This is a genomic window from Paenibacillus tianmuensis, from assembly GCF_900100345.1.
Taxonomy (GTDB): domain Bacteria; phylum Bacillota; class Bacilli; order Paenibacillales; family NBRC-103111; genus Paenibacillus_G; species Paenibacillus_G tianmuensis.
Genome location: NZ_FMTT01000004.1, coordinates 200,463 through 211,734 on the forward strand (window position 1 = coordinate 200,463; position 11,272 = coordinate 211,734).

The window sequence follows — 11,272 nt, forward strand, 5'->3', positions numbered from 1 at the left end:
GTTCTTCACCTCTTCGAGTTGGATTGGGCATCCATATATCCTTGCAAAATGAGCGCAGCCGCCATCTTGTCGATGACCTGCTTTCGTTTCTTGCGGCTAACGTCCGCCTCCAGCAGCGTGCGCCGGGCGGAGGCGGTTGTCAGCCTTTCATCCCACAAATGCACCGGCAATTGTAGGGTTTCATGCAGTTGCTCTGAAAATGCGATACAAATTTCTCCACGGGGACCGATCGTATTGTTCATGTTTTTCGGCAGGCCTACGACGATTTCCGTGACGCCGTATTGCGCGATAAGCTCCCGAAGGCGGGCCATATCGCGCTCCTCGGTCGTTCTCCGGATCACTTCAAGCCCCTGCGCGGTCCAACCGAGCTCGTCGCTGACGGCGACGCCGATCGTTTTGTCCCCGTAATCCAGTCCCATCAAGCGCATTAGGTTCTCCAGTCTGGTGGCTAAGTCCGTTGAATAATAGGCCGCTGCATTCACCGGACTTTTAGGATTTATAGTGCTGCAAGTAGGAACGGACCAGTTCCTCGATCAATTCGTCCCGCTCCCGCTTGCGGATGATGCTGCGCGCATTGTTGTGACGCGGAATGTAAGCCGGGTCGCCCGAAAGCAAATAGCCTACGATTTGATTGATCGGATTGTACCCCTTCTCCTGCAGCGCGTCATACACCGCTAGAATGACTTCTTTGGGCGAGGTCTCGATCTCTTCCGCTTTTACGTTGAACTTCATCGTTTTATCCATCGAACTCATTTAGAGGCACCCCCCTGCATTGATCAATACTGACTTATTCGCCACGATCCTAAAAATTCCTGTTGACGGCGAAATTATTATTTTGCCGCGACGAGCTGCTCCACGCTTTGCAGCGCTTCCTGCAGCTTGGAAGCGTCCTTGCCGCCGGCCTGCGCCATATCCGGACGGCCGCCGCCGCCGCCGCCGCAGCGGGAAGCGACTTCCTTGATCAGCTTGCCGGCGTGGTAGCCCTTCGACACCAGATCCGGTGTAACGGCCGCAACCAGATTGACCTTGTCCTCTGCAGCAGCTCCGAGTACGATCACGGCCGAGCCAAGCTTCGTTTTCATCTGATCGACGATATTGCGGAGCGACTCCATATCGCCTGCGCTCACCTGAGCGGCAAGCACCGTTACGCCGTCCACCGTTTTCGCCTGATCGGTCAACGAACCTGCTTCAATGCCGCTAAGCTTCGCTTTGAGCGATTCGTTCTCGCGCGATACTTCCTTAAGCTGTGCAAACAATCCGTCGATCCGTTTCGGCACGTCGCCGATATTCGATTTCAGCAGGCTTGCGGCGTCGCGCAGCAGTTGCAGCTGCCCGTCCAAATATTGATAGGCGTTCCGCCCCGTCGTCGCTTCGATCCGGCGCACGCCAGAGCCGATCCCCGACTCGCTGACGATTTTGAACAAGCCGATCTGGCTCGTGTTCCGTACGTGGCAGCCGCCGCACAGCTCCAGGCTGTAGCCGCCGACCTGCACGACGCGTACGATATCGCCGTATTTTTCGCCGAAAAGCGCCATAGCGCCCATGGCCTTGGCTTCGGCAATCGGTTTAAGCGAAATCTCGACTTCGATGCTCTTCCAAATTTGGGCGTTAACCCGCTGCTCGATCTCCTGCAGCTCTTCTGCGGAAATGCTGCCGAAGTGCGAGAAGTCGAAGCGCAGGCGCTCGGGCGCAACAAGCGATCCGGCTTGGTTCACGTGCTCGCCAAGCACTTCCTTGAGCGCTTTGTGCAGCAGGTGGGTAGCCGTATGATTTTTAATGATATCTTCGCGCACATCCTGCGTTACCGTTGCCTGGACGGTGTCGCCCTTGCGCAGCACGCCCGCTTCCACGACAACGGTATGCACGTACTGGCCGTGCGGCGCCTTGCCCACGTCCTCAACCTTGAGCACCGTATCGCCTGCGGTAATATATCCGTGATCGCTGACCTGACCGCCGCTTTCGGCATAGAACGGAGTTTGGTCCAAAATCACCTGGCACGTCTCGCCCGTTCCGACCAGATCGACGAATTGGTTCTCATGCACGACCGCGATCACTTTAGCAGCAGTTACCAAATCAGTATATCCAACAAACTCGCTTTTAACCGTGAGATCCGCCAGCGGACCGCCCTGCACCTTCATGCTGTCGGTCTCTTTGCGGGCCTCGCGGGCACGATCGCGCTGCTCCTGCATCGCTTGATCGAAGCCTGCGCGGTCGACCGTCATCCCTTTCTCGGCAGCGAAATCCTCGGTCAGATCGAACGGGAAGCCATACGTATCGTACAGCTTGAACGCATCCGGGCCGCTGATGACCGTGCTGCCTTCGTTGCGGGCTTTCTCGACCATTTCAGCCAAAATTGCAAGGCCATCGGACAGCGTCTCGTGGAAGCGCTCCTCCTCGATGCGGATGATCTTCTCGATGAATTCGCGTTTTTCGACCACTTCCGGGTAGTAGACACCCATTACCTCGCCGACAATTGGGGTCAGCGTATACAGGAACGACTTGTCCATGCCGAGCACCTTGCCGTAGCGCACTGCGCGGCGGAGCAAACGGCGGATGACGTAGCCGCGGCCCTCGTTGGACGGAAGCACGCCGTCGCCGACGGAGAAGGCAACGGTACGAATGTGGTCGGCGATTACTTTCAGCGCCACGTCGTACTCTTCGTTTTGCTTGTAAGTCACGCCGGCAAGCTGGGCCGTCTTTTGAATGATCGGCTGGAACAGATCGGTATCGAAGTTCGAATCGACATCCTGCAGAATAGAAGCGAAGCGCTCCAAGCCTGCGCCGGTATCGATGTTTTTGTTCGGGAGCGGCGTATAGCTGCCGTCCTTGTTATGGTTAAACTGCGAGAAGACAAGGTTCCATACTTCAAGGAAGCGCTCGTTCTCTCCCCCCGGCCAGCACTCGGGATCGCTGAGATCGCCGTACTTGTCGCCGCGGTCGTAGAAAATTTCCGTACACGGGCCGCAAGGACCTTCGCCGATGTCCCAGAAATTTTCCTGCAGCTTATAGATGCGCTCCTCCGGCAGCCCGATCTTTTTAGTCCACAGCTCAAACGCTTCGGTATCCTCAGGATATACCGTGACGGACAACCGGTTCGGATCGAAGCCGATCCAATCGGGGCTCGTCAGAAACTCCCAGGCCCACGTGATCGCTTCTTCCTTGAAATATTCGCCGATGGAGAAGTTGCCGAGCATTTCAAAGAACGTATGGTGACGGCGCGTTTTGCCGACGTTCTCAATATCGTTCGTGCGGATGCACTTCTGCGAGTTCGCGATCCGCGGATTTTCCGGGACGACACGGCCGTCGAAATACGGCTTCAGGGGCGCCATGCCTGCGTTGATCCACAGCAGCGACGGATCGTTGTGTGGCACAAGCGGAGCGCTGGGCTCGATCGTGTGCCCCTTGCTCTCAAAAAACTTCAACCATTTTGCGCGAATTTCACTTGCTTTCATTGGGTTCATTTTCCTCCCGACACTTCATTTTAATACAAAAAAACGCCCCTGAAACAGGGACGATTTGCTCGCGGTACCACCCTGGTTATTGTGCGGCTGCATGGATACGCCTTCACAATCTCCTCTGTCCGGACGATAACGGGCCCGCCCGGCGGACTTTTTGAATCCGCGCTCCGAAATGAGCGTTCGGTCATCCTTCATTAGAAAGGTTTTCCCAGCTGGAGCTGCGAGACTGCAAGCAAGCTTGCCGCATGACGCCTCCAAAACCTTCTCTCTGGCTAATGGACTATGACGTACTTAAATTTCATCAACGCTTTCCTGTGCCTGTCAATAAGCACTATTTATCAAAATTATAGCTTTCGGGCAGCAGACTTGTCAACAAACGTCTACTGCTCCCAAGCCATGCGCTGGACAAGCCGGTGCCTGAACAGGCTGATGACGAAATCCTCGTAGAAATCGTGCCGGACAATCCATTGATACTCGCCGTCTTCATGGGCGTAAAATAAGACGTCCGTGATCACGTCGTTATCGTCGAAATCATCGCGAATCCGCTTAACTGCCTTCTCCACACCGGCATCGGGGCGATGGAGCTTCATCCGGAATTCGACATCTTGTCCGTTCGATTGCTCTTCAATGGTCAGAAGCTCACGGTCGTATTCGTAGTATAGCATAGGTGAAGCCTCCTTCGGTTAACCAACTGCTGTTACATCAAATATCTCACATACACATATACATTTGCAACAGCTATCGAGAGCAGCATGAGCGGAAAGGCGATCACGAAAAATTTCATGAACGAAATCGGATGCCCTTCCCTTGCCGCCATACCGGCTACGATCAGATTCGCGCTCGCGCCGATCAGTGTGCCGTTCCCTCCGAGACAAGCCCCGAGCGCAAGACTCCACCAAAGCGGCTCCAGGTTGCTGACCCCCATCGTACCCATTTCCTGAATCATCGGAATCATCGTCGCCACGAACGGGATGTTATCTAAAAACGCCGAAGCGATTCCGCTGAGCCAGAGGATTAGAACCGCCGATTTCGTCACATCGCCACCCGTTACGCCGACCGCGTAGTTTGCCAACGCGGCGATCACGCCGGTTTCAATCAAGCCCGAGACAAGCACGAACAATCCGACGAAGAAGAAGATCGTCGTCCACTCGACCCGCTGAAACGCCTCTTCCAGAAAGTGTTCGCCGGTCAACAGCAGAAGCAGGAATGCGCCGGCGAGCGCCACGGTCGCCGACTCCAAATGGACGAGCTGGTGAACGAAGAAGCCGATCAAGGTCAATCCAAGCACCACAAGACATTTTTTCAATAGCACTGGATCGCGGATTTCCGCTTTTTCGTTCATTTTCATAAGTCCCAGCCGCAGCTCTTCCGTCGTGCGAATCTGTTTGCGGTAAAACAGCACGAAGAAAGGTATGGTGATCACGAGGATAATCGCCGCGATCGGCGCCAAATTGCTGATGAAGGCCATGAAAGTCAGTTCTTTCACCGCGCTGCCGATCATGATGTTCGGCGGATCGCCGATCAGCGTCGCCGTGCCGCCGATATTGCAGGCGAGAATTTGCGACATCAGAAAAGGAACCGGATTCACTTGCAGCTGCCGTGTAATGCTGAAGGTTACCGGCACCATCAGCAGCACAGTCGTCACGTTATCCAGAAACGCCGAGCCGATCGCCGTTACCAGCGATAGCACGACCATGATCCGGACCGGGTGACCGCCCGCCTTTTTGGCCGACCAGACTGCAATATATTTGAATAGTCCCGTTTCCGCGGTGATACCGACGATAATCATCATACCCACCAGCAGGCCGAGCGTGTTGAAGTCGATATGATGGATTGCCGTTTCCTGACTGACGATACCCAGAACGACCATCAAAATGCCGCCGATCATGGCAACGATCGTCCGGTGAATTTTTTCCGAAACGATAAAACCGTAGGCTACCGCGAACAATCCGATAGCGATAAGAGCTTGTTGATCCATAATGAAATCCTCTCTCCGATGCAATTTTAATGGTGCCGTCAGCTCGCGCCGCTCTTCCGCATAACCCTAAAAAAAGCAAAAAGAAGCCCTTGGTGACAGGCTCCTCCGAAAATCAACGCGATTATGTACTTGTCTTGTGCAACTAGCAGGCATCCGGTCAACGGCGGGAGATCGAAGATGCGTTCCCCTGCCGCTGCCAACTTATATATACGCACAAGGTAGTCGCTTGGTTTCGCCCGATAAAAATTTTTTTTCTAAAATATAATCATGTCGTCTTCCGGTGAATGTAATACATAAACACATGCTGCAGAATTACTTTCATGACCGCAAAAAACGGAACCGCCAGTATGAGTCCCGTGATTCCGGCAATCTCCCCGCCCACAAGCAGCGCGAAAATGATCACAAGCGGATGCATATTGAGTGACCGGCCGACTACTTGAGGCGAGATTACATTGCCTTCCAGTATTTGACACGACGTGTTGATGAGTCCGACAAACAGCACCATCTTCCAGGAAATCGTGGACGCCACGATCAGCGCCGGTGCCGCTCCGAGAAATGGACCGAGGTAAGGGATAATATTGAACACCGCAACGACGCTGGCCAGCAGCAGCGCGTACGGCATGCCGATCAGCCAATACCCGATGTAGGCGAGGAGCCCAACGATCATGCATACGGTAAACTGGCCGCGGATATAGTTGCCGAGCGCCATATCGATATCCATCAGCAAGGACACGATTTCCTTGCGATGCGTTTTCGGTACGATAGCCAGCGTCGATTTTTCGATCAGTTGAAAATCTTTCAGGATATAGAAGGCGACAAACGGAATGATGAAGAGAAGAAAGACCGTATTGATGGTGCTGCCGATCCCGTTAATGTATTCCGCAATCGCAAGCGAGATTCCGTTCTCCAGCTTCGAAAGCGACTGCTGTATGCCCATCCGTACGCTGTCCGGGAGAAAGTTGAGTCCGTTTAAGCCGTTTACAACGCTTTGCGCCTTAAAGGCGACATCCGGCATCTTATCGTTCAATTCCGCGAGCTGCCGCACGAACATCGGAATGAGGTTCATCAACACGACGGTCGCCGAAGTAATGAAAACCGCATAAATGAGCAGCACGGCCATCGTTCGCGGCACTTTGCGGGCACCGAGCAGTGTCACCACCGGATTCAGCACGTAAGAAACGATCAGCGCGATCACGAACGGAGTCAAAATTTTTTTCAAAAAATCAAACAAACCCGCAATCATCGGACGGAGCTGCAGCAGCATGTACAAAATGATCAAACCGAGCAGCGTATAAATCATGCCGACGAGCAGCCTTTGTTTCGGGAACCGGTCCATAACGCCCCCCTTTACCTCGATCTGACTTCTGACAAAGAGCTTGCCTTTTACAGTATATGTACAAGTCCGGGCTCTTAACCCAGCGAACAAAAAAACCGCGTTCCCAAGACGCCTGTTCAAGGCATCCGGAAAAGCGGCTTGACTACTATACGATCATACTCGTCAGTTGGCATGAAGCTCGGGCATTTCCTCTTCAAAAAACAAATCGTCGAGCGAGCTAAGCGTGCCGTCTTCCTCCACTTGGAATACGGACATTTTTTCCCCGTTCACCGTCAGTTCGATAAAACAGCCCCAACAGTAAAACTGATGGGAGCCGATCTTTCCAATATCCTTGGAATTGCAATTTGGACAACGTAACATCGGTATCACCCTATTCTTCTTTTGGTCCGAAGATTTCTTGAAGCGCTTCGCTGGCGTGAACGGGAACAATTAAGGCGTCGTCGCCGACCTTGACCGCATCCGGCATCGGAAGCCATCTGCGCCCTTCCGTTAGATCCGAGATGAAACCTTCGGTCAATTCATAACCTATTACCTTTATGCCCCCATCCGCATCCAAATAAACATCCTCGATCACCCCGAGCTGTTGCCCGTTGACGGTAATGACCGGGAGTCCCTTCAGCTTGCGTTCGCCAAACAGCAGCGCCCTGCAAACGGAGCTTGGATTCAGCGGGCGGACGGCTTGTTCTGCGGCAATCGTAACAGCGTCGTCACCCATCGCTATCACGTCTTTTCGCACGATACACGTGGCTTCTGAAAACCAATGCCCTGCTTCGAGCAGCACCGACTCGACCTCCCAGCCTTCGTTCAGCAACAGGTCTTTGGCGCTGCCCACTTGTTTCCCTGTCTCTACGCAAATGACCGGCAATCCGATAACATCGCGCGCTTTTTTCAACGAGCTTCTCTCCCAGCCGGCAAATCGGAATTTGCCTATCCTTTAGTACGTAAGCGGCTGATAATGGTTTCAACGGCCGTGGCGGCAGCAGCCATTTGCCCGGAGTCGTTGCCCGGTCCGAAACTGAATCGGATGGCCGATTGCGTCACCTCATCCGGCAGCCTCATTGCCTTAAGCACATGAGAGATTTCCAAGGAGCCGGACGTACAAGCCGAGCCGCTTGAAGCCATCACTCCCGCAAGATCCAAATTCATCAGCATCGTCTCGGTGGAAATGCCGGGGAAGCTGACATTCAAAATGTGCGGAAGCTTCTCTGTAGGATGACCGTTGACGACAAACTGCCCGGGGGCCAGACGCCGTTCCAATTCAGTGACCATTTCTTGACGTAGTTTTTCCATCTTTTGTTGCACTTCATACCTATTCCGGTCAAAAATTTCTACGGCTTTTGCAAAGCCTGCGATGCCTGCCGTATTTTCCGTCGCCGGACGGCGTTTTCTTTCTTGAGCGCCGCCGTAGAGCAGCGGTGTGACGCGAGTGTTTTTGGCTATATATAACGCGCCGACCCCTTTGGGACCGTTCAATTTATGCGCGGAAAAACTCATCAAATCTACCGGCAGCTCACGCAGATTGATAGGCACGTGAGCCAACGCTTGAACGGCGTCGACATGAAAACAAATGCCGCGCTCCCTGGCAAGGCGTCCGATCGCTTCGACCGGCTGGAGCGTACCGACTTCGTTGTTGCCGTACATGACGCTGATCAGGATCGTATCCGGCCGAATGGCCGCTTCCACATCGTTCGGCCAAACTTGGCCGAATCGGTCCACAGGCACATAAGTCACTTCGTATCCAAGCTGTTCCAATCGTTCGCAAGCATGAAGAACGGCATGATGTTCGATCTGTGTCGTTATGATATGACGGCCGCGTTCCCGGTACGCCTCAGCCGCACCGAACAGCGCCATATTGTCGCTTTCCGTTCCGCTCCCTGTGAAAACGAGCTCGGACGGCGCGCAGCCGACAAAAGCGGAGATCCGGTCCCGGGCGGCGCTAAGCGCCATTCTGGCTTCCCGACCGGCTTGATGCGTGCTTGAGGGGTTCCCGTACGCCCCGGTCCAATAAGGAAGCATCGTTTCCACGACTTCGGGAAGTACGGGCGTTGTGGCGGCGTGATCTAAATAAATGAGCTCCAAAGCTTTCACCACATCTGTTAGGAGGATTTCAAAGCGGTCTAAATGTAAAACATGTAGCTGTCATTCTGACTTCCTTCGTCTTTGTAAGAAATCAAATCGTGCAGCGTCGTCGAATCAAGCACCTGCGCAATTCCGTCACGGATCCGAATCCAGAGCTGGCGTTTAGCCAGATCGTCTTCTTCCGTGAAGTCCACCGGGCTGATCGGACCTTCCAGCACCCGAATCACATCGCCGGAGGAAATGTCTTCGGGCGATTTGGACAAAATATATCCGCCGTATGCGCCGCGGATGCTTTTAACGAGACCTGCGTTACGCAGCGGAGCAACCAATTGCTCCAAATAATGCTCGGAAAGCTGATGTTTTTCTGCGATGCTTTTCAGTGAGGTGGGGCCTTCTCCGAACTTCGTCGCGAGCTCCATCATGATCGTGAGTCCGTAGCGGCCTTTGGTGGAAATCTTCAACTTGTAGCACCTCGTTTACATTTCATACATTTTTATATCGATACTATGGTAACATAAAACCTTGTAATTTGGGAGAAAAACCGTGGCATATTCATGAAAAATTTTATTCTTTCTTCATTTGAATGTATAATACTTTTAATGTACGAACGATGTACAGGTATAGAAGCGAGGTAATGATCATGACAACAAAACCGCGAGTCGTTCTCGGGATGTCGGGCGGCGTCGATTCTTCCGTATCCGCGCTTGTCCTGAAGGAACAAGGGTACGAGGTCATCGGCGTGTTCATGAAGAACTGGGACGATACCGACGAATTCGGGCATTGCACAGCGGAAGAGGACGCCGAAGACGTGCGCCGCGTCTGCGACCAAATCGGCATTCCCTATTATACGGTAAATTTTGAGAAACCATACATGGATAAGGTGTTCGCCTACTTCCTTGACGAGTACCGCAAAGGGCGGACGCCGAATCCCGACGTGATGTGCAACCGGGAGATCAAGTTCGGGGAGTTTTTGAACAAAGCGCTCGAACTCGGCGCCGACTACATCGCCACCGGCCACTACGCCCGCGTCGAGGAGCAGGATGGCAAATACCGTCTGCTGCGTGGGGTCGACAGCAACAAGGACCAGACGTATTTCCTGCATGCGCTGAACCAATACCAGTTGTCCAAAGCGATGTTTCCGATCGGTCATCTTCCGAAGCCGGAAGTCCGGGCTATTGCTGAAAAAGCGGGACTTGCGACCGCGAAGAAAAAAGACAGCACCGGCGTCTGCTTTATCGGCGAGCGGAACTTCAAGGAGTTCTTAAGCGGCTATCTGCCCGCGAAGCCGGGAGAGATGCGGACGCTGGAAGGCGAAGTAAAAGGACAACACGACGGCCTCATGTACTATACGCTCGGTCAGCGCCAAGGCCTCGGCATTGGCGGTTCCGGCAGCGGAGAGCCTTGGTTTGTCGCCGGCAAAGATTTGGAAAACAATATTTTGTATGTCATTCAGGGCGAGAAGCATCCGGCGCTCTACTCGACCGGATTGCTGGCGACCGATTTGAACTGGATCGCCGGCGAACCGCCGAAAGAGCCGCTGCGCTGCACGGCGAAGTTCCGTTACCGTCAACCCGACCAAGGCGTGACGGTCCATTTCGGCGAAGGCGGCCGCTGCGAAATCGTGTACGACCAGCCGCAAAAGGCAGTGACACCTGGACAATCCGTCGTCTTCTACGACGGGGAGGTCTGTCTCGGCGGCGCGGTAATCGACCAAGTGGTGCAGTAGTCTGCATATATGTGTAACAAAAGGGAGCTTTCCGGTGTAAACCGGGGCTCCCTCTTTATTTATGCCAGCTTTATTTTTTCAAGGCTTGATCCAGCTTGAATTGTCCGATTTTATTCAACTCAACCAGCGCGTGGTCCAATTCAAGCTTTCCTTCGATCACACCGGTCATGGATTGTTGGACCTGCTCGTAAAACTCGGTTGAAAATTCATAGAGGACGGCAGGCGTATAAGCGTCTTGAGGGGACAGTTTATAAAATGCTTCAATGTTACTATCCTTCTTTTGCATGCTGTCTATCCTGAAATAACTGTATTTCATCATCTGATGGTGCCGCGTAGTGGCATGGGTGTCTATTTAAAAATCAGCTGCTTCAATTCATTGGGACTTCCAAAATCAGAAATACATTTCCATTCTAACATGTTATTGGGGGAATTGGATTCAAAAAAAATTAAAAAGCCCGCTGAATTTGTTCAGCAGGCTCTCATAGCAAGCAGTGGATAAACACCGTGAATAGCATGAAAAAACACGACGAGCCCGGCAAACAGACCGATGCTGCCGCGGACGACTTTGGCCGTCGTATTCTCCAATTGAACACTCCCACCACCTGAGCTAATGGCGCTGAGGTGGGGGATTCTTGCGAACAGAGAAGCATCCTTCTCTTCTTGAGCAAGCGATCCCTGCGGTTCCCGCAGTTCAG

The 11,272-nt window shown here is 53.3% G+C and carries 13 protein-coding genes; 1 reads left to right on the forward strand and 12 read right to left on the reverse strand.

The genetic code is table 11. The features are described from left to right. Positions 1-5: 5 nt before the first annotated feature. The 10 genes from ruvX to cymR form a co-directional block, all read right to left on the reverse strand. Positions 6-428 carry a Holliday junction resolvase RuvX gene (gene ruvX / locus BLO51_RS04720; protein ID WP_090667524.1) on the reverse strand — a complete coding sequence of 141 codons (423 nt, stop codon included), beginning with the start codon at positions 426-428 and terminating at the stop codon, positions 6-8. Between the two features lie 61 nt (positions 429-489). Then, positions 490-753: an IreB family regulatory phosphoprotein gene (locus BLO51_RS04725; protein WP_025850272.1), complete on the reverse strand. Its 264-nt coding sequence runs from the start codon at positions 751-753 to the stop codon at positions 490-492. A 77-nt stretch (positions 754-830) separates the two neighbouring features. Further along, the gene (alaS, locus tag BLO51_RS04730) at positions 831-3,452 is read right to left on the reverse strand and encodes an alanine--tRNA ligase (protein WP_090667529.1); all 2,622 of its coding nucleotides are present in this window, start codon (positions 3,450-3,452) and stop codon (positions 831-833) included. A 386-nt stretch (positions 3,453-3,838) separates the two neighbouring features. After that, on the reverse strand, positions 3,839-4,123 hold the full coding sequence (locus tag BLO51_RS04735) for a hypothetical protein (protein ID WP_090667532.1): 285 nt from the start codon (positions 4,121-4,123) through the stop codon (positions 3,839-3,841). A gap of 32 nt (positions 4,124-4,155) precedes the next feature. Next, entirely contained in the window at positions 4,156-5,436 is a 1,281-nt protein-coding gene (locus tag BLO51_RS04740) for an ArsB/NhaD family transporter (RefSeq protein WP_090667535.1), read from the reverse strand. A gap of 265 nt (positions 5,437-5,701) precedes the next feature. Beyond that, positions 5,702-6,772: an AI-2E family transporter gene (locus tag BLO51_RS04745; protein WP_090667538.1), complete on the reverse strand. Its 1,071-nt coding sequence runs from the start codon at positions 6,770-6,772 to the stop codon at positions 5,702-5,704. Positions 6,773-6,934: 162 nt separating this feature from the next. After that, on the reverse strand, positions 6,935-7,132 hold the full coding sequence (locus BLO51_RS04750; RefSeq protein WP_010497085.1) for a hypothetical protein: 198 nt from the start codon (positions 7,130-7,132) through the stop codon (positions 6,935-6,937). A gap of 10 nt (positions 7,133-7,142) precedes the next feature. Further along, positions 7,143-7,664, reverse strand: coding sequence for a PRC-barrel domain-containing protein (locus BLO51_RS04755; protein ID WP_090667541.1), 522 nt, complete (start codon positions 7,662-7,664; stop codon positions 7,143-7,145). 35 nt (positions 7,665-7,699) lie between these two features. Then, positions 7,700-8,851 (reverse strand): cysteine desulfurase family protein, encoded by a 1,152-nt coding sequence (locus BLO51_RS04760; RefSeq protein ID WP_090667543.1) that lies wholly within the window; start codon positions 8,849-8,851, stop codon positions 7,700-7,702. A 38-nt stretch (positions 8,852-8,889) separates the two neighbouring features. Further along, entirely contained in the window at positions 8,890-9,312 is a 423-nt protein-coding gene (gene cymR / locus BLO51_RS04765; protein ID WP_090667549.1) for a cysteine metabolism transcriptional regulator CymR, read from the reverse strand. Positions 9,313-9,485: 173 nt separating this feature from the next. On the opposite strand from cymR, the gene mnmA reads away from it, so the two are divergent. Beyond that, positions 9,486-10,577 (forward strand): tRNA 2-thiouridine(34) synthase MnmA, encoded by a 1,092-nt coding sequence (gene mnmA / locus BLO51_RS04770; RefSeq protein WP_425415796.1) that lies wholly within the window; start codon positions 9,486-9,488, stop codon positions 10,575-10,577. A 70-nt stretch (positions 10,578-10,647) separates the two neighbouring features. On the opposite strand, the gene BLO51_RS04775 is transcribed toward mnmA, so the two are convergent. After that, on the reverse strand, positions 10,648-10,863 hold the full coding sequence (locus tag BLO51_RS04775; protein ID WP_090667551.1) for a hypothetical protein: 216 nt from the start codon (positions 10,861-10,863) through the stop codon (positions 10,648-10,650). Positions 10,864-11,045: 182 nt separating this feature from the next. Next, positions 11,046-11,272, reverse strand: a 227-nt coding sequence (locus BLO51_RS29675) for a hypothetical protein (protein WP_217266689.1), incomplete at its 5' end; no start/stop codon positions are given.

Bases quoted from the DNA above. Each gene is read 5' to 3' on its own strand.
- ruvX (WP_090667524.1), bottom strand. From the start codon at position 428: ATGCGCTTGATGGGACTGGATTACGGGGACAAAACGATCGGCGTCGCC.
- BLO51_RS04725 (WP_025850272.1), bottom strand. From the start codon at position 753: ATGAGTTCGATGGATAAAACGATGAAGTTCAACGTAAAAGCGGAAGAG.
- alaS (WP_090667529.1), bottom strand. From the start codon at position 3,452: ATGAAAGCAAGTGAAATTCGCGCAAAATGGTTGAAGTTTTTTGAGAGC.
- BLO51_RS04735 (WP_090667532.1), bottom strand. From the start codon at position 4,123: ATGCTATACTACGAATACGACCGTGAGCTTCTGACCATTGAAGAGCAA.
- BLO51_RS04740 (WP_090667535.1), bottom strand. From the start codon at position 5,436: ATGGATCAACAAGCTCTTATCGCTATCGGATTGTTCGCGGTAGCCTAC.
- BLO51_RS04745 (WP_090667538.1), bottom strand. From the start codon at position 6,772: ATGGACCGGTTCCCGAAACAAAGGCTGCTCGTCGGCATGATTTATACG.
- BLO51_RS04750 (WP_010497085.1), bottom strand. From the start codon at position 7,132: ATGTTACGTTGTCCAAATTGCAATTCCAAGGATATTGGAAAGATCGGC.
- mnmA (WP_425415796.1), top strand. From the start codon at position 9,486: ATGATCATGACAACAAAACCGCGAGTCGTTCTCGGGATGTCGGGCGGC.
- BLO51_RS04775 (WP_090667551.1), bottom strand. From the start codon at position 10,863: ATGCAAAAGAAGGATAGTAACATTGAAGCATTTTATAAACTGTCCCCT.